The sequence below is a fragment of the Mesorhizobium sp. YR577 genome, from assembly GCF_900116595.1.
In the GTDB taxonomy this organism is placed as follows: Bacteria; Pseudomonadota; Alphaproteobacteria; order Rhizobiales; family Rhizobiaceae; genus Mesorhizobium_M.
This window is the reverse complement of the sequence record NZ_FPBI01000013.1, coordinates 194,534-215,929: the sequence shown is the minus strand read 5'-3', so window position 1 is coordinate 215,929 and position 21,396 is coordinate 194,534. Positions and strand designations below refer to the sequence as shown.

At 60.9% G+C, this 21,396-nt stretch carries 18 protein-coding genes; 6 read left to right on the top strand and 12 right to left on the bottom strand.

Annotated elements, in window-relative coordinates:
- On the bottom strand, nt 1-2,855 hold a 2,855-nt coding region (locus BM413_RS20035; RefSeq protein ID WP_175544373.1), incomplete at its 3' end, for a sensor histidine kinase.
- 349 nt (nt 2,856-3,204) lie between these two features.
- On the opposite strand from BM413_RS20035, the gene BM413_RS20030 reads away from it, so the two are divergent.
- Complete coding sequence (locus BM413_RS20030) at nt 3,205-4,422, top strand: alpha/beta hydrolase (RefSeq protein WP_244537936.1); 1,218 nt, start codon at nt 3,205-3,207, stop codon at nt 4,420-4,422.
- Nucleotides 4,423-4,454: 32 nt separating this feature from the next.
- Here BM413_RS20030 and BM413_RS20025 read toward each other — a convergent pair whose 3' ends face one another.
- Nucleotides 4,455-5,324: a MurR/RpiR family transcriptional regulator gene (locus BM413_RS20025; RefSeq protein WP_139238618.1), complete on the bottom strand. Its 870-nt coding sequence runs from the start codon at nt 5,322-5,324 to the stop codon at nt 4,455-4,457.
- Nucleotides 5,325-5,538: 214 nt separating this feature from the next.
- On the opposite strand from BM413_RS20025, the gene BM413_RS20020 reads away from it, so the two are divergent.
- The 5 genes from BM413_RS20020 (at nt 5,539) to BM413_RS20000 (ending at nt 11,456) form a co-directional block, all read left to right on the top strand.
- On the top strand, nt 5,539-6,429 hold the full coding sequence (locus BM413_RS20020; RefSeq protein WP_244537940.1) for an ABC transporter substrate-binding protein: 891 nt from the start codon (nt 5,539-5,541) through the stop codon (nt 6,427-6,429).
- Nucleotides 6,430-6,522: 93 nt separating this feature from the next.
- On the top strand, nt 6,523-7,410 hold the full coding sequence (locus tag BM413_RS20015) for a class II fructose-bisphosphate aldolase (RefSeq protein ID WP_091916279.1): 888 nt from the start codon (nt 6,523-6,525) through the stop codon (nt 7,408-7,410).
- On the top strand, nt 7,386-8,933 hold the full coding sequence (locus BM413_RS20010; RefSeq protein WP_091916278.1) for an FGGY-family carbohydrate kinase: 1,548 nt from the start codon (nt 7,386-7,388) through the stop codon (nt 8,931-8,933). The genes BM413_RS20015 and BM413_RS20010 overlap by 25 nt, the downstream gene beginning before the upstream one ends.
- Before the next feature lie 19 nt (nt 8,934-8,952).
- Nucleotides 8,953-10,452 (top strand): sugar ABC transporter ATP-binding protein, encoded by a 1,500-nt coding sequence (locus BM413_RS20005; RefSeq protein WP_244537939.1) that lies wholly within the window; start codon nt 8,953-8,955, stop codon nt 10,450-10,452.
- Complete coding sequence (locus BM413_RS20000; RefSeq protein ID WP_091916276.1) at nt 10,449-11,456, top strand: ABC transporter permease subunit; 1,008 nt, start codon at nt 10,449-10,451, stop codon at nt 11,454-11,456. The genes BM413_RS20005 and BM413_RS20000 overlap by 4 nt, the downstream gene beginning before the upstream one ends.
- 71 nt (nt 11,457-11,527) lie before the next feature.
- On the opposite strand, the gene BM413_RS19995 is transcribed toward BM413_RS20000, so the two are convergent.
- The 10 genes from BM413_RS19995 to BM413_RS19950 are packed head-to-tail and all read right to left on the bottom strand — an operon-like array spanning nt 11,528 to nt 21,271.
- A complete protein-coding gene (locus tag BM413_RS19995; protein WP_091916274.1) occupies nt 11,528-11,926 on the bottom strand; it encodes a RidA family protein in 399 nt (132 codons plus the stop codon).
- A 16-nt stretch (nt 11,927-11,942) separates the two neighbouring features.
- Nucleotides 11,943-12,926 (bottom strand): ABC transporter ATP-binding protein, encoded by a 984-nt coding sequence (locus tag BM413_RS19990; RefSeq protein ID WP_091916272.1) that lies wholly within the window; start codon nt 12,924-12,926, stop codon nt 11,943-11,945.
- Nucleotides 12,923-13,897, bottom strand: a complete 975-nt coding sequence (locus BM413_RS19985) for an ABC transporter ATP-binding protein (RefSeq protein ID WP_091916299.1) — start codon at nt 13,895-13,897, stop codon at nt 12,923-12,925. Before BM413_RS19985 ends, BM413_RS19990 begins: the two co-directional genes overlap by 4 nt.
- Nucleotides 13,894-15,435 carry a gamma-glutamyltransferase family protein gene (locus BM413_RS19980; RefSeq protein ID WP_091916270.1) on the bottom strand — a complete coding sequence of 514 codons (1,542 nt, stop codon included), beginning with the start codon at nt 15,433-15,435 and terminating at the stop codon, nt 13,894-13,896. The genes BM413_RS19985 and BM413_RS19980 overlap by 4 nt, the downstream gene beginning before the upstream one ends.
- Nucleotides 15,428-16,330 (bottom strand): polysaccharide deacetylase family protein, encoded by a 903-nt coding sequence (locus tag BM413_RS19975; protein WP_091916268.1) that lies wholly within the window; start codon nt 16,328-16,330, stop codon nt 15,428-15,430. Before BM413_RS19975 ends, BM413_RS19980 begins: the two co-directional genes overlap by 8 nt.
- Nucleotides 16,331-16,340: 10 nt before the next feature.
- Entirely contained in the window at nt 16,341-17,129 is a 789-nt protein-coding gene (locus BM413_RS19970; protein ID WP_091916267.1) for an SDR family NAD(P)-dependent oxidoreductase, read from the bottom strand.
- Between the two features lie 10 nt (nt 17,130-17,139).
- Entirely contained in the window at nt 17,140-18,003 is an 864-nt protein-coding gene (locus BM413_RS19965) for an ABC transporter permease (protein ID WP_091916266.1), read from the bottom strand.
- On the bottom strand, nt 18,003-18,929 hold the full coding sequence (locus BM413_RS19960; protein WP_091916265.1) for an ABC transporter permease: 927 nt from the start codon (nt 18,927-18,929) through the stop codon (nt 18,003-18,005). The genes BM413_RS19965 and BM413_RS19960 overlap by 1 nt, the downstream gene beginning before the upstream one ends.
- Nucleotides 18,930-18,983: 54 nt before the next feature.
- Nucleotides 18,984-20,492 carry an ABC transporter substrate-binding protein gene (locus BM413_RS19955; RefSeq protein WP_091916264.1) on the bottom strand — a complete coding sequence of 503 codons (1,509 nt, stop codon included), beginning with the start codon at nt 20,490-20,492 and terminating at the stop codon, nt 18,984-18,986.
- Complete coding sequence (locus BM413_RS19950) at nt 20,489-21,271, bottom strand: GntR family transcriptional regulator (RefSeq protein ID WP_091916262.1); 783 nt, start codon at nt 21,269-21,271, stop codon at nt 20,489-20,491. Before BM413_RS19950 ends, BM413_RS19955 begins: the two co-directional genes overlap by 4 nt.
- Nucleotides 21,272-21,396 lie beyond the last annotated feature (125 nt).

Here is a 21,396-nt window from a genome sequence, read left to right as displayed (position 1 = left end):
GGCAGTCCAAGTCCAAGGCCGAGCGATTTGGTGGTGAAAAACGGCTGGTAAAGTTCCTTGATCGCTTCGGCCGGGATGCCGTCACCGGAATCGACGACACTGATCCGAAGCATGGCATCGCGCCGTTCGCTTTTGATGAGCAGAAGGCGATCCTTGGCAGGTTTTCCATTCATCGCCTCACAGGCGTTCATGATCAGGTTGAGAAGAACCTGTTGAATCTGGACGGGGTCGGCGTCGATTTCCGGAAGATCGGCAGCAAGCCGCTGGGAAACGGGGACACTTTTCAGGATGAGATCGCTGTGGCAGATCGCCAGACTGACAGTGATGAGATCGTTGACCTGGATGCGGGTTCTGATGGCGCTGTCTTTCTTGAGCAGCGAACGCAAATGCTGGATGACGTGGCCGGCCCGTTTGTCGTCGTCGACGATATCCTGAAGGATCTGCCCGATCTCGATCGCATCGACCGGGTCTCGCGCGATCAGCCGCACGGCTGCCTGCGCGTTGCTCAATATGGCGGTCAGCGGCTGGTTGAGTTCGTGTGCAAGCGCGCCCGACAACGCGCCCACCACCGATACCCTCGTCAGATGCGCCAGTTCCTGACGGTGCCGAACCGCTTCAGACTCTGCTTGCCTCAGCTCTGTAAGATCGCGCCCGACCCCTTGAATTTCGACAGCCCCGCCATCGGCGTCGAGGATCACCCTGTCGGTCCAATGCTGCCATCCTACTGTGCCGTCCGGCCTCTGCACCTCATGCTCATATGACACGGTACGAGCGTGAGCAATGATCGACTTCACATGGCGCAGAACTGCAGCACGAGCGGGCTCCGGAATCAGGTCGACCCATTTTGCGCCAACGAGGTCCCTGCGACTCCGGTTGAAGTATCTGCAATAGGCATCATTGACGAAGGTCAGCGTCGTATCCGGCCGATATCGACAGATCAGCTCCGACTGTGTCTCTACGACATTGCGGTAGCGTTCCTCGCTCTCACGCAGTTCCTCTTCGGCACGCTTGCGGTCGCTGACATTTCTCACGATCCCGGTGAAACGACGCTCGCCATCGCTAACATATTCGGCGAACGAGAGCTCAAGTGGAATGATGCTTCCATCCTTGTGAAGCCCCGGCAGTTCTACCCCTTCCCACGATATGTGCCGCTCGCCATTCCCGAGATATCGATCCACGCTGACCTGGTGAACACGCCGCAAATAGTCGGGCATCAGCATAGTCAGATCGTTACCGAGCATCTCGGAAACGGCGTGACCGAATATTTTTTCGGCTGCCGGATTGGCGAATAGAATGACGCTCTTGCGGTCGATCGTGATTATAGCGTCTGAGGCCGTCTCGGCCAGGACACGGTACCGCTCCTCAGACTCCCGGATTGCATCTTCGCTCCGCTTGCGCTCGGTTATGTCCATGACAACGCCGAGGATATGGTCACGCGGTCCCTTGTCCTTGTAACCGCCTTTGGCCAGAGCCCGGCTCAAAATCCAACGCTCGCTGCCGTCCGACAGGTCGATTGGATATTCGGCGATGCATGGCAACCCCGATGCCAGGGCGTCGGCCATTCGTTTCAGGGCGAGTGGACGATCGGGCGCTCTCAAGCGGCCTATGAACTCATCGCGCGTCAACGAGGCGCGGTCGTCCAGCATGAGCAGTTCCTTGCAGCGATCCGAAGTCCAGACCGTGTCTGATTTCGCATTCCAGTTCCACAATCCGATGTCGGCGCTGGCGACGGCCAGTTCCATACGTTCCTTGCTCTCGGCTGCCAGTTGGCTGGCCAGCTTGCGGCTGCGGATTTCACCGAGGATGAGCAAGGCTGATTGCAGAAGCAGTACCGCCGTAAACGCCAATATGTAGGTCTTGTACTGGCCCCAGACCGAGGGCTCCCTGAACCGGATCTCGGTGCCCTGCGGCAGGTTCGCGGCATTCAACTGCCAGCGCGACATCTGGCGCCAGTCGACAACGAATTTATGCGTTTCGGCTTCGCGTATGGCGCCGCCGGTCGGTTGCTCCCCCGCCAGAATCTTCTGAACCAGCGAGCCAACGGCAAGGCCGACCGCATCGAAGGTATCCATATAGCCGCCGACAATGCCTTGCCCGATGTAGGTGTCGTACACCGAATAGACCGGGGCATCCGCAGCCGAAGCAATCTTGCCTGCGACCTCGCGGGGCACGAACGTCCGGCCGGTACCGTCCTCGAACATCGAGAGGTGAATGATGATCGAATCCGGTGGCAAGGCCGAAACTCTTTCAAGGACGCTCTCCAACGGCAATCCCGCAAGAAAGGTAAGCGACAAACGAGGCTCGAAAGATGCGAGTTTGGTTCGCGCAATTGCTTCCCAGGATTTGTCAAACGAGGCCGATCCTGTAATCACGTAGCCTTGCCGGGCCTTCGGCTGCAGATGCAGCGCCAGTTCGAGCGTTTCGACCGGATCGAGCTTGCTGACGATGCCGAAACTATCGGGCGGGAGAACGAGTGCATTGGCGCGTTCTTCCCGTATGCCGGCGAAGACCAGCTTGGCATTCGGGAAAAGCTTCGCCTTGCGTTGAAGCACAAATTCCAGAGCCGTCGGACCGAGCGCAACGATTACGTCGACGGGGCGGCCCGAGTATTTCGCGTCCAGAAGCGAGGCCATCGCCTCCAGATGGGCTGGTCCAGGAAATCGAGCCGCGTCGAGATATTCCTCATACAAATCCGGGCCGCTGTCCTCATTCGGATGCAGGATGGCTCGAAATCCGCGGCGGATGGCTTCGGTTGCGGGCAACCCCGTATCGCTTGAATAGAGCACGACGACTTCGGATTTCGGCTCGGTACTCACGGCGACCGAACTGGAAATTAGCCAGCAAATGACCGACAATACGCACCCCAAAATACGGGATGTGTGCCATTGAGGGTTCATTGTGGTTCACGTCTAACGGATCGACACATGGCTTACCCCAAAATTCGGGCATTCAAGCAGCCTGAAACTCATCGGCCACTCAAGATCTACATCGCAAAATTCGACGCCAGTGCTAGGTAAAAAATCGAGAATAGACTAAAATTTCCATAAACAAAACCGCCTGTTTTACCTCAATATCTTAGATAACTGGCCGACCTGAATTGCCATCCCACCAAATACAACTTTCGGTTACTGGAGATTTGCAGCGAGGAATGAGCTGATTGCGGCTGATATTCCGTCACGATCAAACGACCGGAAAATGGTGAGGATGATGCGCAGAGCCACGACTGGCGTTCGCGCCCTCTGTATCGCTCTGGCACTGACAGCCTGTGCCGGCCGTCCCGAAGGTGTGCTCAAGCCCGTTGCGACCGGCAGTCTTTCGCCGGCTGCATCCACCGTCACGATGCTGGTCGCTACCAGCAGAAAGCCTTCGGGCGATCCTGGTACACTTTTTTCCGGTGAACGCAGCCCGATGCTCTCACTGACCGACATCGCCATTTCGATACCACCTGGACGTGCATCTGGCACAGTGCAGTGGCCCAAGAAATTGCCAGCCGATCCAGCCAAGGACTTCGCCGTGATCCGGGCTCGTAGCCTTTCGATACCGGAAGCGCGCACCTGGCTTCACGCTTACGACAATGACGGCCATGTGCTGGTCTTTGTGCATGGATTCAACAATCGGTACGAAGACTCCGTTTTCCGCTTCGGGCAGATCGTCCACGATTCCGGCGCCAAGGTCGCGCCGATCCTCTTCACCTGGCCATCGCGCGCCAACGTATTCGACTACAATTACGATAAGGAAAGCACCAATTTTTCGCGAACAGCACTCGAACGCTCGCTAAAAGCGCTGGTCGACGATCCGTCGGTAAAGGATGTGACCGTCATGGCGCACTCCATGGGTACCTGGCTGGCCATGGAGTCTCTGAGACAACTGGCTATCCGCGACGGGCGCATACCCGCCAAGATCCACAATGTCATCCTCGCCTCGCCCGATCTCGATGTCGACGTCTTCGCGCGACAATGGACGGAACTTGGACCTGAAAAACCAAAGTTCACAATCTTCGTTTCACAAGATGACCGGGCACTCGCGGTGTCGCGCATGATCTCCGGCGATGTCGCCCGAGTAGGCCAGATCGACCCTTCCAAGGAACCCTACCGCAGCAAGCTGGAGCAGGCAGGCATCACGGTGATCGACCTCACCAAGGTCAAGACCGAGGATAGCCTGCACCATGGCAAATTCGCGGAGAGCCCCGAGATCGTGCAACTCATCGGCTCCCGGCTGATCGGCGGCCAGAAACTTACCGATTCGAATGTCACCCTGGGTGAGAGCATCGGCGCAGTCGTTGCCGGAACCGTCGATACGGTTGGCAAGGTCGCGGCAACGACCGTGAGTACGCCGATCACAATGATGGAAGGTCGCAGCCGGCCTGCCGCGTCGGAGGAAATCGGGATGATCCTCAAAGGGGATCCCGAAGATCAACCGTAATCATCACCTGCTATTTGCAGACCAATCTCAAATCAAATCCGCGCCTCGCTGAACGTGTCATCGATCCTGACTGAATTGGCGAGCAGGTCCGGCGCCTTCGCGACAAGGCATTGGAATAGAACCTCGGCAATGCCTGCCGCCACCACGCGATCCAGCACTTCAGCGCTGCCGGGCAAGCCTCCACCCGTGGGCAAGAGAATGCGCAGGTCGGCGTGTTTGGCTAATGCCGAGTTTGGCGTTCCCGTAACTGCCACGAGCCTTGCGCCGTTCTGCTTCGCAGTCTGCGAAGCCCACATCGTCGATTTGGTGCCGCCGGAATACGACACCGACAGCGCGACATCGTCAGGTCCCATCAGAGAGGCCAGTGTAACCTGCGTATGATACTCGTCGGCAAAATTGACGGAAAGTCCGAGGCGCACGAGGCGCATGTAAATCGCGCTGCATGTAGCCGCTGATTCACCGGCGCCAAACAAATTGATCGTCCGCGCCTTTACGAGCCACCCCACCAGTGTGTCGATATCTCCGTTGTCGGCGAGGCTTCGTGCCATCGCCTCAGCGCGCATCGAAATCGCTGACATCACCCGCCTTGCAATGTCGCCGGAACTTTCGGCATCGCCATCCTCACGGGGACGGCTTGACTGGCGGGCCTCCTGCATCAGCAGCGCCTTGCGCATCTCCTTGAGCCCGGGATAGCCGAGCTTGCGCGACAGGCGATCGATGCTGGAACGGCTGGCGCCTGACCGTTCCGAAAGATCGGACGACGTCATGATGCCGAGCTCGTAGGCAGGGATGGCCAGCAGGTGATCGACAATGCGCTGCTCGGCGGGAAACAGGTTCACCGCTTCCGCACGTTCCCTGAAGGGCAGTCCTTCCTCGAAGGACATCGGCTTTTCAGCGCTCAAGAACCAACCTCCAACAAAGAAACAAGATGTCCCGTGAGAATCTTGAAAATGTCTCTTGCGGGACGTTTTGTATCATACTAGGTTGCGCCGACGGTATCAAGGCCGTGCCTATCGACAACAAAAGACCATCGGTTCGTTCTGGAGGAAATTCACCATGAGACACTTTGCGTCAAGGGTTTTGACCGCTTGCCTGCTCGCAACCACGCTTGGAGTTATGCCGCAGGCCGCTTCTGCGAAAGATTTGAAATCGGTCGGCGTCACCGTCGTCGATCTTGGCAACCCGTTTTTCGGAGCTATAGCACAGAGCATCGAAGCCCAGGTCAAGGAAATCGCCGGACCTGACGCGAAGACCTTGGTTGTTTCGGGTGACTACGACCTTGGAAAGCAGTCGACGCAATTCGACAACTTCATCCAGGCCGGCGTCGACCTCATCGTCGTATCGGCTGTGGACTCCAAGGCGATCGGCGCGGCGATCAAGCGCGCGGAAGCTGCAGGCATTGTCGTCGTCGCGGTCGACAACACAGCCGACGGCGCGCAGGCAACCATCACCACTGACAACGTGACTGCCGGCAAGCAGGCTTGCCAGTACATTGCAACCAAGCTTGGCGGAAAAGGCAATGTCCTCATCGTCAACGGTCCGCCGGTGTCGGGCGTCATCGACCGCGTCACGGGCTGCAAGGCAGTGTTGGCCGCCAGCCCGGATATCAAGATTCTCTCCGACAACCAGAACGGTATCGGCACCCGCGAAGGCGGCCTCAACATCACGACCGGCCTGCTTACCGCCAATGACGACGTCAATGCGATCTTCACGATCAACGATCCGTCCGCCATCGGGGCCGATCTCGCTGCCAAGCAACTCAACCGCACGGGCATCATCATCACCACGGTCGATGGCTCCCCCGATATCGAATCGGCTTTGAAGGGCAACACGCTCATCGAAGCCTCCTCGGCGCAACTTCCCTCAGCCCTTGCTGCCGCCGCAGTGAAGGCAGGTGTCTCCCTTCTCAAGGGCGAGACGCTTGCCGAACCCTCCATTCTCGTCGCCCCGGAACTGATCACGCGCGAGAATGTCGGGGACTACAAGGGCTGGAACAGCGGCAAGTAGCCAACACCCTCCCAAGCAGTGCCAGCCGGGTTTCCCGGCTGGCACCCCCGTGTTTTCTCAGACGGGCGTCCCGTCTCCTACAAGGATATCATCATGCCGATTGCCTCCCTCGACCGCCTCCTGCAACATGCCTCCGACAACAAATACGCGGTCGGTGCATTCGTCTCGATGAACATCGAAATCATCCAGGCGGCCATCGCTGCCGCTGAAAGGAAAAATTCTCCGGTCGTTATCCGCATCCACCCGGACTCGCGCCAGATAACCAGCTTCGAGACGCTGACAAGCGTCGCCAAGCAACTTGCAGCCAATGCTTCGGTGCCGGTCGGGCTGAGCCTCGATCACGGCAACACGCTTGCCGACACGGTCGATGCCATTCGCGCTGGCTGCACCAGCGTCATGCTGGACGCAGGTGAGGAGCCGCTTGAAGATAATATCCGCCTCGTCAAGCAGGTCGTCGAGGTCGCCAAGCCGCTCGGCATCCTCGTCGAGGCGGCAATCGGCCATATGGAGCACGGTGCCGTGCAGACCGACGACGATCTTGCCAGTGTCGAAGAGGCCGTGCGCCTCGTGCGCGAAAGCGGTGCAACGATCCTCGCTCCTGCAATCGGCAACGTGCACGGCTCGGCGCATGGCGAGACCAAGGCGAAATCCAACCTCGCCATCGACCGCATCCGCGAACTGCGCGAGGCGACCGGGGTGCCGATCTGCATGCACGGCGGCTCGGGGACGCCCCGCGACCAGATGCGGGCTGCGACGAAGGCAGGCGTGGCGCTGGTCATCCTGTTCTCGGACATCATCACCGCCTACAACAGGGAATTGAAGCGTGTGCTCGACGAGAACTCGATCGGCATCGCCATCATCGACGCGCTGGTGCCCGCACAACATGCAGCGCAGGGCGTCATCGAGGAAAAAATGGACGATCTTGGTTCGGCTGGTCAGGCCGGCACCTTTAACGAATGGCTGAGGGCATCGGCAGGCTGATGAGCGCATCGGACGGCCTACTTGTCGGCATCGATATCGGCACGACCAATCTGAAAGTCGTGGCGGCGCGGCCTGGCGGCCGCGTCGAAGCTGTAGTGCGGCGTTCGATGGTCATCGACCGGCCCGCACCGGGTGCGGCGGAATTCAACCTCGATGCGCTTGACCGCGACATCGTCTCGGCGCTGTCGGAACTGGTGAAGCTGCTCACCGATCGCGGCATCGCGACCGGCTCGATCGCCGGTATCGGCATAGCCAGCATCGGCGAGAGTTTCGTCGGCCTCGACGGGCAGGATCGGCGGGTTACACCCTGCCCTACGTGGTATGACCGGCGCACGGCCAATCGCCGCCGCGATTGGGGACTGAGCGAGCATGACTGGTTCGACATTACCGGCATGGTCGACGACGACATATACACGGCCTACCGGATCGCGTGGTGGCGCGACGCTGGAGCTAAGTGGTTCACAAAAGTCCAGACATGGTTGATGGTCGCCGATTATGTGACCTTCAGGCTCTGCGGCAGAAAGGTCACCAGCCCGTCGCTCGGCGCCCGCAGCGGCATGGCCGACCGCCGCAGTGGTGCGTGGTCTGAGAAAATTCTCGATCATGTCGGCTTGAAAGCCGATGCACTTGGCACGCTCTTGCCATCGGCAACTGTGGCTGGTGGGCTTCTCGATGAAATCGCGTCGGCAACGGGCCTCATCGCCGGTACGCCGGTGGTCAATGCCGGGCATGATCATCCCTGCGCCGGCCTGGGTTGCGGATTGGTAAATCCAGGCCGAATGATCGATTCGACAGGCACTTCGGAAGCGCTGAAGACCGTCGTCACTCGCCCGTTGACCTACGATGAAGTCGGCAACGGACGATATGATTGCTATCCGCATGTCGTTCCCGACCGGTCCCTGCTCTCGGGCCACATTCCTTCATCGGGCGGCCTGATCGATTGGCTGGTGAAGATCCTGTCCGGGCCAAATCCTTCGGCTGAAACTGCAGACCTTTTGTGGCGCGACGCGGCTTCGGTTGCACCGGGCGCCGGCGGCATCAAGATCGGTCCGTTTCTGGAAGGCACCGGCGCACCGTGGAACGATCGCGGTAGGCGAGCCGACATTTCGTTCCTTGGTACCCAATCGACCTCTGGCGCCATCCTGCGGGCCGGAGTGGAGGGACTGGCGGGCTGGCTGCGCATCAATCTGGAGCAGTTCGAGGCGATTACCGGGACGCGGCCGGACGTGCTGACGCTGACCGGCGGCGGCGCGCGTAACATGCTGGCCAACGGCATCAAGGCGGCAGTGCTGGAGCGGCGCTTTGTCGTGCCCGATATCGAAGAAGCGGCAGGCGTCGGCGCCGGCCTGGTCGCCGGGCTGGCAACCGGTGTGTTTGCCGACGCGACGCAGGCTGCCGAGCTAGCGGATGTGACCTGGCGCGATGTCGAGATCGATCCACAGCTGGTCGAAGCCTATCGCAAAGTCCGCGCATCCATCACAGCGCATCTCGTGCCGTCACAGTGCGAGGCAAGCCGTGACTGAGGTCGGTTCCTTGCTGGAAATGCGCAACATCGCCAAGACCTTTGGTCCGATCAAGGCGCTGCGTGGCGTGGACCTCAAGGTCCGGCCGGGCGAGATTCATGCGTTGATGGGCGAAAACGGCGCCGGCAAATCGACGCTGATGAAGATCCTGTCCGGCGCTTTGCGGGCCGATACCGGCGGACAGCTGATCTTCGAGGGCAAACCGGTCACTATCGCCGGCCCGACAGACGCGCGTCGACTGGGCATCGCCGTCATCTATCAGGAGCTCTCCCTCGCGCCCAATCTGACCGTCTCGGAAAATGTAGGCCTGGGACGAGAGGCGCGTCAGGCCGGGCTGATCGATCGCAGCGCCATGCGGCGTGAATGTGCAGCCGTCCTGAAACGGCTGGGCGCGCCATTCGGTCCGGACACGAAAGTCTCGGAACTCTCCATCGCCCAAAGGCAGCTCGTCGAGATAGCGCGTGCCCTATCGGTGGACGCGAAAATCCTCGTCATGGACGAGCCGACGACCGCCCTCTCCTCGCGCGAGACGGACAAGCTCTTCGCGCTGGTGCGCCAGCTGCGCGACGAGGGACTGGCCATCATCTACATCTCGCACCGCATGGCCGAGGTCTATGAACTGGCAGACCGATGCTCGGTGCTGCGCGACGGCCGTTATGTCGGCACTCTGAAGCGGGACGAACTTTCGTCCAAGGCGCTGGTCGGCATGATGGTCGGGCGTGAGCTGTCGGACTTCTACAAGAAGGAACACGGAAGCAGCCAGAGCCCGGGCACGCTGATCCTTGCGGTTGAGAATATCTCGGATGGTGTTCGCGTGCAGCGCTGTTCGTTCGAGGTGCGTGCCGGCGAAGTGGTAGGCCTTGCCGGTTTGGTTGGATCGGGCCGCACAGAGCTTGCCCGCCTGATCTATGGTGCGGAGAAGCCGCGCACCGGCACGATCTCAGTTTCCGGCAGCAAGGTTGCGATCACCGGCCCGGCCGATGCGATTGCCGCCGGCATTGTCTATTTGACAGAAGACCGGAAGGGTCAGGGCCTCTTTCTGGATATGAGCATAGACGACAACGTCAATATCGGCGTTATGGCGCGGGACGCAGCGCCGCTCGGCCTCAGACGTTTCAGCATTGCCCGAGAGCGTGTTTCCCGCTCCATGGCGAGGCTCTCGATCAAGGCCAATTCGCCGCGCACCCATGTCGGCAGCCTTTCGGGTGGCAACCAGCAGAAGGTGCTGCTGGCACGCCTCCTCGAAACCTCGCCGAAAGTGCTCATCCTCGACGAGCCAACGCGCGGCATCGACATCGGCGCGAAATCCGACATCTACAAACTGATCGATCAACTCGCGGCCAACGGCGCTGCCGTACTGATGATTTCGAGCGAGTTGCCCGAGATTATCGGCCTTGCCGACCGGGTGCTGGTCATGCGGGACGGCCAAATCGCCGGAGCGCTCCAGGGTGCGGACATAACACAGGAAGCGATCATAGAAATCGCGACCGGAGATGACAGGGTGGATGGACAGGCATGAGCCAGAACAACAATTCTCTTGGGGTCGCGGCTTCGTTGCAGCCTGTCTCGAGCAAAGCGGAGACAACACGCGCTTTGGTTCGCGCGCTCGGCATGCTGCCGGTGCTGCTGGTGCTCTGCCTCGCCTTCGCCATAGCCAGCGACCGTTTCGCCTCGGTCGGCAATCTCATGATTGTGCTCCAGCAGGCGTCGATCAATCTTGTACTTGCCTGCGGCATGACATTCGTCATCCTGACTGCCGGCATTGACTTGTCGATCGGTTCGATTTTGGCAGCATCTGCAATGGCAGCGCTGATCGTCTCGCTCGATCCTACCTATTCCAGCCTCGCCATTCCGGCGGCACTGCTTTGCGGACTCGGCTTCGGTCTCTTGAACGGCATGCTGATAGCGGCTGTGCGCCTGCCTCCCTTCATCGTGACGCTGGGTGCGCTGACGGCCATTCGAGGCGCAGCGCGCTTGATGGGAAAGGATACGACGGTCTTCAATCCCGATCTCAGCTACGCGGTGATCGGCAATGGAAACCTGCTCGGCATCCCTTGGCTGGTCATCATCGCGCTCGCGGTCGTCATTATTTCCTGGTTCGTGTTGAGACGCACCGTGCTCGGCGTTTATATCTATGCTATCGGCGGCAACCCCGATGCCGCTCGGTTGACGGGCATCAAGGTCGACTCCGTCCTCGTCTTCGTCTACGCGGTGTCTGGCCTGCTTGCCGGCCTCGGCGGTGTCCTGGCCTCGGCGCGGCTCTACGCGGCGAACGGCCTTCAGCTTGGTCAAGCCTACGAACTGGATGCGATCGCAGCCGTCATCCTTGGCGGCACTTCTTTTGTCGGCGGCATCGGCTCGGTGTGGGGCACACTGGTCGGCGCCCTGATCATAGCCGTCCTGTCGAACGGGCTGATCCTGACCGGCGTGCCGGATGTCTGGCAGTACATCATCAAGGGACTGATCATCATCGGTGCCGTGGCGCTCGACCGCTTCAGGCTCGAAGGCGGCGCACGAACCTGACGGGGTACGGCCTCGCGCAGCAAGATACCCCCGACACGATGCGTGACCTGTCTCCCGTTCGCCTAATGCTGTCAGGCGGCGGCGATCGCTTCGATTTCGATCAGCCAGGCGGGGTCGTAGGGGCCGGCGATGACGGTCGAAAGCGCGACCATCCGGTCGCCCATGATCTCGAATCGAACCTCGGCGTTTTCATCGCGATACTCGTAGCTCGCCAGGAACACCGTCACCTTGACGAGATCGTCGAGGCTCATCCCTGCCGCTGCGAGCTGCCGTTCGACGTTCCGCCAGGCAAGTCGGGCCTGCGCCTTGAAGTCGCTCGGGCGGGCACCGTCGGCCTCAACAGGAATCTGCCCGCTGATATAGAGCGTGCGGCTGACATTTCTGATCTCAATGCCTTGCGAATAGCGCCGATGCGTCGTCCGCGGTGCATCGGGCGCATCGATCTCGTGTCTGGAAAAATCCTGTTTCATCGGTCCTCGATGTCTCTCATGCAGCACGCGCCCGAATGTGGCAGGCAGCCAGCCTCTGCGCGCCCACCGACACCAGCGGTGGCTGCGTCTCGTGGCATATGCTCTCGGCCAATGGGCAACGGGTCACGAACTTGCAGCCCTTTGGCGGGTTGGCCGGGCTGGGCAGATCGCCTTTAAGCACGATGCGGCGGCGCTGGCGCTGCAAGACGGGGTCAGGCAGCGGCACCGCCGAAAGCAAAGCCTCAGTATATGGATGCACCGGATTTGCGAAGACCGCGGTGGTCGGGCCAGTCTCCACCAGATGGCCGAGATACATCACAGCCACCTTGTCCGCGAAATGCCGCACGACCGACAGGTCATGGCTGATGAAAAGATAAGACAGCCCGAGCCTTTGTTGCAGTTCGAGCAGCAGGTTGAGTATCTGCGAGCGTATAGAAACATCGAGTGCCGAGACCGGCTCGTCCAGTATGAGCAGCTTCGGATTGAGTGCGAGCGCGCGGGCAATCACAATGCGCTGACGCTGGCCGCCGGAAAAGGCATTGGGCTTGCGATCTGCATGCTGCGGATGCAGCCCAATCATCTTCAACAGTTCGGCTACACGCTCCTTCCGCTCGGCTGCCGATCCGACATGCTGGATATGCAACGGCTCGGCGATGCTCTCACCGATGGTGAGCTTGGGGTTCAGCGCGGAAACGGGATCCTGGAAGACAATCTGCACGTCGCGCGACAGCGAACGCCGCGTTGCCGCGAGCCCATGCACGATCGGCTTACCTTCGAATGTGATGCTGCCAGCAGATGGCGTGATCATGCCGAGCACGGCCGCGCCCAGAGTGGACTTGCCGCATCCGGATTCGCCTACCAGCGCGACGCTTTCGCCCCGGCGGATGTCCAGATCGACGCCATCGACTGCCTTGACCCAACCGGCAGGCCGGCCAAGCAACCCGCCCCGAATGGGAAAATGAACCTTGAGATCTCTCACGGAAAGCAGGATGTCGCTCATGCGATCTCTCCCACACGGTCCGCGTGCCAGCAGGCGGCATTGCCCTGGTCGCTCCGTGCCGCAAGCGGCGGCTGGCTTTCGAGGCAGGGCTTGTCGGCCAGTGGGCAACGCGGATTGAAGCGGCAACCGACAGGCCATTGGCCTATGTCGGGGACCAGGCCCTCGATGGTGGGCAGGATGCTTTTGGGTTCGTCGTCGAGCCGCGGGATGGTCGACAGGAGAAGCCGGGTATAGGGATGCTCCTGCCTGGCAAACAGCGCGTCCACCGGCGCCTCCTCGACCACGCGACCGGCATACATTACCGCCACGCGGTCGGCCATGTCAGCCACCACGCCCATGTCGTGGGTGATCAGCAGGATCGCCGTGCCGGTCTCGTCACGCAGGCGCTTCATCAGTTCCAGTATCTGTGCTTGAATGGTCACGTCGAGTGCGGTTGTCGGTTCATCTGCGATGAGCAATCTCGGCTGGCAAATCAGGGCCATGGCGATCATCGCACGCTGGCACATCCCCCCGGAAAGCTCGAAGGGATATTGTCCGAAGCGGATTTCCGGTTCCGGAATGCCAACTTCCTCCAGCATCGCGATTGCCGCCATACGAGCTGCCTTGCCGTTCAGGCCGCGATGAACCACGAGGCTCTCTTCTATCTGATGCCCGATCTTCATCAGGGGATTGAGCGAGGCGACCGGCTCCTGAAAGATCATGGCAAACTCGTTGCCGCGCATGCGCCGCCGCTCGCGTTCGCGCAGCGTCAGCATGTCCTTGCCGCCGAGATTGATCGAGCCACTCGCGACGCGCGCGACTTTCGGCAAGAGCCCCATGACTGAAAACGCTGTCATCGACTTGCCGCAACCGGACTCGCCGACGAGCGAGAGGATTTCGCCCTGGCTGACATGGAAACTGACGCCATCGACCACCGGGTTTCCGCCGATGGTCACGCGCAGGTCGTTTACCCTAAGAAGAGGTGCCGTCATGCGCCCTCCGCCCGCACAGCCGCCCAAGGATGGTTCGGGTGGGCCATGCCGACATTCTCCTTTCCATCACGCAGCACTGCCGAAGGCACGGCGAACTTCACGGGGTAAAGCGTGTCGGCTACGATTTCCACCGGAAACTCCTCGCCGAGCCGAGCAGCAACGTCGGGCCGAGCATTGTCATTCACCTTGATCTGAACGCCGCTGGCATCGATGCGCGGGGCGTGCATGGCTTCTTCCAGCGACATGCCGAAGGCGGCGACGTAGGAGAGTATCTGCGTCACCGCCGGCATGATTTGCCGTCCCCCAGCCGCGCCCAGAGCGAGTTTCGGCCGCCCGTCCTTGAGGACGACGATGGGGCACATATTGGCAAGCGGCTTCACGCCCGGCGCGATCGAGTTCGGCTGGCCCCGCCTTGGATCGAACCACATCATCCCGTTGTTCATCAGAAGGTCGAGCGACGGCAACACCACCTTCGAGCCGAAGCGTGACAAAAGCGTGTTGGTCAGCGAGACCATATTCCCGTTTCGGTCGACCACGCTGACATGGGTGGTGCAGCTCTCGCCGCTGGCATGGCCGAGCGTCTTCAGCCTGCGTTCGGAAGCACGGCGAATGGCCAGCGCAAAGGCAAGTGCGGCGCGACCCGACAATGGCCCCTCGGCAGGGAGTGTCGCATCGAGCTCGCGGAGCGCCTCGAGCATGGTCGGTCCGCCCGAAAGCCCTGGCATGGCGTTGACTTCCAGCCCGCGATACTCAGCCTTGATCGGTGCACGCCATTCCGGCTCGTAAGCGGCAAGTTCCTTGCCGTCTATCTCGCAACCGCCGGCGTTGAGTTCTGCGACCAATGTCCGAGCGATTTCACCCTCGTAGAAATCCCGCGCACCAGCCGCAGCCAGACGTTCCAGCATCGCTGCCTTGCGTGGCATGGGAATGGTGCGCACCTCACCTAGCTCCTGCACGCGCGGTGCTCGACCGTCCTTGAGGAAAAGTGCCGCCGACGCCGGAAAACGCCCCAACCCCTCGGCGTCCATGGCCAGGCACAGAACCGTGTACCAGTCCAGCACAAGACCATTTCGTGCATGTTCGATGGCCGGCTGAAGAGCCTCCGTGAAGCTGATCTTGCCGAAGCGCTGCAACGCTTCGGCAAGACCGGCAACCGCACCAGGAATGCAGATCGAACCATAGCCTATAAGGTTACGGTCCTCCCGTACCTGTGGCCAGTCGAACCAGTCGCCGTCGCGTCCCGGAACGATCGGATAGTCGGCAGGATCGATGTTGCGGGATGCGCGTACATTGAAATCGAGCGTGTCGACTGCGCCCGTGGCACCATCCGCATGCAACAGGAAGCCGCCGCCGCCGATGCCCGACAGCCATGGTTCCACCACGCTGAGGGTCAGCGCGGTGGTTACGGCAGCGTCCATCGCATTTCCACCGCGAGCAAGTACCGCCGCTCCAGCCTCAGCCGCCAGCCAGTTCTGGCAGGCAACCAGCCCCGAAGTGGTGCGCAGTTCGCGCTTGCGGACGTTCCAATGCTCACCCATGATCGCGTCCGAACCTCCGCGTTCCGATAGCCTGTGGGATGGCGCTTTCCACGGCGAAGCGGCCACGGTTTGCGGAAGCAACGTGGTGCTTTGCTATCTCCGCACCGGTCGCCACCCAGGCCGACTGTTCTGCGACTATTGCCTCGAGCAGCTCTTCCAGAAGTGCGATGCGCTGTGCTCGACCCGAGATCCAGTCATGCACGGTCAGCGTGAACAGACCGCCGAAGCGATGCAGCGTGCGCCATTCGCTGAGCCAGTCCTGCAGCACCGCCCGGCCCGACTGATAAGGCCACTTGTCACGGCCCCCGCCTTCGAATTTGAAGAAGATGGCGTCGTCGATTGCCCATTGCACCGGAATCTCGAGGACGCCATCGATCTCATAAGGATGGTCGAAACCGGACAGCGAGGAATCATAGGCCAGCCCGAGCCGCCTCACCTCGCGCAGCATATGCGGCGTCATCTCCCAGGCAGGCGAGCGGAAGCCTACCGGCCTGGCGCCCGTCTGCCGCACGAACAGTTCCATGCTCGCCTCAAGCGCACCGGTGAACTCGTCGTCGGAGACTTCTGAGACGATCTCGTGGAAGTAGCCGTGCAAGCCTATCTCATGGCCACCCTCGAGAATGGCCGGCAGGATTTCCGGATTTGCCTCGACGGCAAACGCGGGCACGTAGAAGCTTGCCTTCACGCCATAGCGGGCGAAGAGATCTAGCAATCTGTAGAGCCCGGTGCGCGGGCCGAAACGGCGGATTTCCAGTGTGCCGAGCCGGTCGGGCACGCTGTCGCGCTGCGCCCACATATAGGGTACCTGCGCATCGACATCGACCGACAGCAGCGTTGCCGAGGTCTTTCCGCCCGGCCATTCATAAGCGGGCAATGGGATTCGGGTTTGCGTCATTGTCGTCCCCTCACAAGGCCTTCTTCTTGGCCTGAAAGACGGCCTGCGATCCGATGGAATTGCCGCCATCCACCGTCAGCGTAGCACCGGTGACATATCCGGCTGCGTCCGAACTGAAGTAGAGGACTGCCGACGCCACGTCTTGCCTGGAAGACGGGCGGCCAAGCGGGATTGAACCCAAGACCGCATCGACATGCTCGTCCGGCAGGCTGCTGACTTCGCTGCCGGCAATGAAGCCGGGTTCAACCGCATTGACGCGAATACCGAATTCGGCGAGTTCGATGGCAAAACCCTTGGTCAGCCTGTCTAGCGCGGTTTTCGAGGTGCAGTAGGGCACCACCGTCGTGCGCATCTTGCGAGCGGCACCCGAGGAGATGTTGACGATCGAGCCGACCTTGCCGGCATCGATCATCTGTTTTGCAAAGAGCTTAGAAAGCAGGAATGGCGCGCGCAGGTTCACGCCCATGATGGCATCCCAGTCTTCGATCGAAATGTCGAGCAGGAAGCCGGATGGGTAGATACCGGCATTGTTGATGAGGATGTCCGGTGCGCCCCACACGTCAGCCACGTGGCCGGCGAAGGACGTCATCGAGGCAGCATCCGTCAAATCCGCAGCAAGGGCGAGATGCCCTGCACCGGGAAGCCCGTCGCGTATCGCCTTGAGGCGGTTCTCATCGCGGTCGGTCAGGCAGAGCGCGGCGCCCTCGGCTGCGAAGGCCGCCGCGATCCAGCCGCCGATGATGCCTGCAGCGCCGGTGACCACTACCTTCTTGCCGTTGAACTCAGTGCCGAAATTCACGAAATGTCTCCTAACGCGAGCGCGGATCGAGGCGGTCACGCATGTGATCGCCGATGAGGTTGATGGCTAGGACGAGCAGGAACAGGGCAACGCCGGGGAATGTGGCGATCCACCAGGCTGTGCCGACATAGTTACGGCCGGTCGAAAGCATCGCGCCCCAGCTCGATGTCGGTGGCTGCACGCCAAGACCGAGGAAGGACAGGCCCGCCTCAAACAGCACCATCAGGCCGAATTCCAGCGTGGCCACCACGATCAACCCTCCAGCGATGTTGGGCAGGATGTGCCGCGAGAGCAGTCTGAACCACCCCGCACCCATGAAACGGGAAAGCCGAACATAGGGCATGTTGGCGATCGATAATGTCTGCCCATAGGCAACGCGGGCATAACGCGGCCAGCGCGTCAGCGCGAGTACGATGACCACATTGGTCAGGCTCGGGCCCAATACCGCAACTGTGATGATGGCAAGCAGGATCGCCGGCACAGAAAGCACGATGTCGACCAGCCGCATAAGCACGGTTTCGACCCAACCGCGATAGAAGGCAGCGATCATGCCGAGCGTGCTTCCGAAAACGCCCGATAGCGCAACCGAGGCGAAAGCCACGAGCAGCGACACGCGCGCGCCATAGATGATGCGGCTCAGAACGTCGCGGCCGAGCTCGTCGGTGCCGAGATAATAGACAATGCCGCGGCTGGAGAAGCCTGGCGCCTTGAGCCGCGCGAGCAGGTTTTGAGCATTAGGATCGACCGGCGAAACGAGCGGCGCGAAGATCGCCATAAGCACCAACCCGGCCAGGATCGCCAGGAAAGGCACCGCGGTCCATGGAAGGCGCCTCGCCTTTACGGGCCGCACCACGGCAGCGGATGAGGAAACCATCAGGCGTTTCCTTCCAGCCGAATGCGCGGGTCGATGATGCTGTAGAGTAGGTCGGCGATCAAGTTGAGCACGATCGCGGTGACGGCGCCGAGCAGAACGACGCCTTGTACAAGCATGAAGTCGCGCGCGTTGATCGCCTGCACGGTCAATTGGCCAAGCCCCGGCCACGCGAAAACGGTCTCGACGATGACCGCCCCTGCCAACAGATTGGCAATCTCAAGGGCTGCCACAGTCACGACCGGGATCGCTGCATTGCGCAGCAGGTGGCGCGCGACGATGCGGTGCATCGGCAAGCCCTTGGCATGACCGGTGCGGACATAGTCCTTCTCGAGCTCGTCAAGCACAGCGGTACGTGCAACCCTGGCGAAGGTCGCCATCGACAGCAGGCCCAGGGCTATCGACGGCATGATGAGGCTCGACCAGCTTCTTGCCCCTGATGGTGGCAGCCAGCCGAGCCAGACCGCGAAGACGATGATCATGAGAATCGCGCTCCAGAAGGTCGGCATCGACTGGCCCGCGAGCACGAAACCCATCATGGCCTTGGCTTCCGGCTTGCCGCGCCGAATGGCCATGGCCACGCCAAGTGGAATGCCGACGCCAAAGGCCACCAGCAGCGCGCCTCCGGCAAGCATCAACGTGTAGGGAAGCCGGCTCAGGATCAACGTCCACACAGGCACGTTCTGGACGTAGGAACGGCCGAAGTCGAACATAATCAGGCCGAAGAGATAATCGAAATACTGAACCGCCAGCGACCTGTCGAAGCCCAGCGAGGTGCGCATCGCTTCGATGTCGGCCTGGGTGGCGTTTTGCGGAACGAGCAGCAGGACGGGGTCTCCCGCTAGCCGTTGCAGAAAGAAGATCAGTGTGATCACGCCCAGCACGGCAACGAAGGCCTGCAGGGCGCGCTTGAGAAAGAATGCCGACAACGCTTGTTGTTCCCCTTGTTATCGTTGAGGCCGGCTGGCGGCCCTACGTTGCGGTCAGTCCTGCCACTTCATGCGATTCAGGAAGAGGCTCTCGTTGGCAGTGGGCTGCCACTCAAGGTTCTTGGCTGCGCCATAGATGATCGCGGCCTGGTAGAGCGGCACCAGCGGCACGTCCTCGGCAACGTGTGTGCTAACCTTGCGATAGGCCTCCAGCCGCACCTTTTCGTCCAGCGTATTGCGTGCCTCGTCCAGCAGCTTGTCGATCTCCGGGCTGGAACCAGAAGCCCAGGAACTTGACGAATGGAGCAAAGGAACGAGCACGCCATCAACGTCCTGGCAGGCGCAGGACCAGCGACCGAAGGAGATGGCAGCCTGGCTCGTCGGCGCACTCTGTGCACGCTTGAGATAGGTGGCCATATCGGTCATCTCGATGTCGACTTTGAGCCCGGCGTCGGTGAGCATCTGGGCTACAGCCTGCACGATGCGCTGATCGAAAGCCGGTGCGGTGGCGAAGCCAACCTGCTTACCGGCGGCGCCGGCTTCGGTGATCAGTTTCTTGGCGTCTTCTGGATTGTAGTCGTAGTTCTTGATGCCTTCGACATAACCGAAATGCGCGGGCATCGCCATTTGCGTTGCCGGCTTGTCGACGCCTCCGAGCAGGCCGTCGACGATCGTCTGCTTGTCGATCGCTTCCGCCACGGCCTGGCGCACGCGCTTGTCGTCGAATGGCGGCAGATTGGGGTTGAGTTTCACATAGCCGATCCGTTCGGTAAGGACGGACAGCGTCTTGGCGCTAGTGGAACTTTCAAGCTGGGCGGCAAGATCGGTATCAAGCCCCACAGCGAGATCGGTGGTGCCGGCCTGAAGGTTGGCGACGCGCGTGGCTGCATCGGGAACGGCCCGGAATTCCACAGTCGGAAACACGCCCTTCTCGCCCCAATAATCATCATTGCGTTCAAGCGCGACCGCAACACCCTTCTGCCAGCTCACGAACTTGTAGGGGCCCGAGCCGATAGGGGCGGCGTTGAAGGCATCGTCGCCTTTCGCCTCGACCACCTGTTGCGGCACGATCGAAAGCTTCACGAGCTGCGCAAGCAGCACCGGATAGGCGCCATCCGTCTTGATCGTCACCTCGTGATCGCCGGTCGCCTCGGCCGAGACGATCTTGTTGAACTGGCCGAGTTGCGGGCTGGCAAAGGCCGGTTTGATGATACGGTTGACGCTGAAAGCGACATCCTTGGCAGTCAGTGGCGTGCCATCGTGGAATTTCACATCGTCGCGGATCTTGAAGGTCACTTCTGTATCGGAGCGATAGCTCCATTCAGTAGCAATCTGCGGCACGATCTTGCCCGCGTCGTCGCGCGTCAGAAGATTGTCGAAGATGTTGCGGTAGACGTAGTAGCTGTCCGGATTCCACTGCTTCTGGGGATCGAGCGAGGAAGGCTCGTTGGTCAGGTCGACTACGAACTGATCCTTCGCCTGCGCCGGCTGAAGCGCCAGCGGAGAGCAGGCCAGGACTATGCCTGCCAGAAGCGAGCGGAACGGATGGCTGACTGTTTTCATCCTCGCAAGGTCCTTGACTTGTCGGTTGCGGATTTGTGTTGAGAGCCACTGGACTTGCCCTTGCCGGCAGAGCGGCGGGCGGACTTGCCGCCCACCATGGCCTCGGACTCCAGGAAGCGGTCAAGCAGATAGGTTTCCAGGGCGGTGTTGGCAGTGGCGAGATGCTCAAGTGCATCGGCCTTGCGCCCTTCGACGATCGCCTCCACCAGCCGCGAGCGGTTGGCGGGGATAAGCCTGACGCGCCCGCTGACTTCGAAGAAATTGACGAGACGCACTGCACGGTCCCACAGATCGGAAAGCCAGCCGTGGACAATCGGCATTGCGAGCCTGCCCGCGAGCAATTCGAGGATATCTCGCTCACAGCGACGGATAGTCGGGACAATGTCGGTACCCAGCGCCTGGCGCTGGGTAAGCGCGATATGCATCTCGGCAAACCCCTTTAGCCGCTGCCGATCGCTGTCATCGAGCATCGCCGAGCAGATAAGCGGCTCCAGCTGGCGCCGCGCGGCGCTGAGCTCACGGATTTCACCGGCCGAGACTGGCGTGACCGACCACCCGCTGCGCGCGCTGGAGGAGACAAGGCCGCTCGCCTTGAGTTTCGCCAGCGCCGAGCGTACCGCGCCACGCCCCAATGCGAATTCTTCGGCAAGCGCTGCCTCCGACAGGCGTTCGCCAGGCGCCAGCACGCAGGTCACAATTGCGTTGCGCAATGCGGCTTCCGCAATCTCCGCTTTTCCGGTCACGGGCAATGGAGATGCGTATGTATCGTTATCCAGCATGCGAAACTAACCTCTTAGTTTTTTATTTTGATATCTCTGGATGAAAAGGAAAGGGTTCATTTTCTCTCTTTCCTTCCACCAGGAGAAATTTATCTCACCATCGGATGCCCAGCGGAATGAACAGC

Excerpts from the sequence above, each read along its gene's own strand:
- BM413_RS19975 (WP_091916268.1), bottom strand. The coding sequence starts at position 16,330 with ATGACGCAAACCCGAATCCCATTGCCCGCTTATGAATGGCCGGGCGGA.
- BM413_RS19980 (WP_091916270.1), bottom strand. The coding sequence starts at position 15,435 with ATGGGTGAGCATTGGAACGTCCGCAAGCGCGAACTGCGCACCACTTCG.
- BM413_RS20005 (WP_244537939.1), top strand. The coding sequence starts at position 8,953 with ATGCGCAACATCGCCAAGACCTTTGGTCCGATCAAGGCGCTGCGTGGC.
- BM413_RS19995 (WP_091916274.1), bottom strand. The coding sequence starts at position 11,926 with ATGAAACAGGATTTTTCCAGACACGAGATCGATGCGCCCGATGCACCG.
- BM413_RS19990 (WP_091916272.1), bottom strand. The coding sequence starts at position 12,926 with ATGAGCGACATCCTGCTTTCCGTGAGAGATCTCAAGGTTCATTTTCCC.
- BM413_RS19965 (WP_091916266.1), bottom strand. The coding sequence starts at position 18,003 with ATGGTTTCCTCATCCGCTGCCGTGGTGCGGCCCGTAAAGGCGAGGCGC.
- BM413_RS20000 (WP_091916276.1), top strand. The coding sequence starts at position 10,449 with ATGAGCCAGAACAACAATTCTCTTGGGGTCGCGGCTTCGTTGCAGCCT.
- BM413_RS20030 (WP_244537936.1), top strand. The coding sequence starts at position 3,205 with ATGATGCGCAGAGCCACGACTGGCGTTCGCGCCCTCTGTATCGCTCTG.
- BM413_RS19985 (WP_091916299.1), bottom strand. The coding sequence starts at position 13,897 with ATGACGGCACCTCTTCTTAGGGTAAACGACCTGCGCGTGACCATCGGC.
- BM413_RS20010 (WP_091916278.1), top strand. The coding sequence starts at position 7,386 with ATGGCTGAGGGCATCGGCAGGCTGATGAGCGCATCGGACGGCCTACTT.
- BM413_RS20015 (WP_091916279.1), top strand. The coding sequence starts at position 6,523 with ATGCCGATTGCCTCCCTCGACCGCCTCCTGCAACATGCCTCCGACAAC.
- BM413_RS19955 (WP_091916264.1), bottom strand. The coding sequence starts at position 20,492 with ATGAAAACAGTCAGCCATCCGTTCCGCTCGCTTCTGGCAGGCATAGTC.
- BM413_RS19950 (WP_091916262.1), bottom strand. The coding sequence starts at position 21,271 with ATGCTGGATAACGATACATACGCATCTCCATTGCCCGTGACCGGAAAA.
- BM413_RS20020 (WP_244537940.1), top strand. The coding sequence starts at position 5,539 with ATGCCGCAGGCCGCTTCTGCGAAAGATTTGAAATCGGTCGGCGTCACC.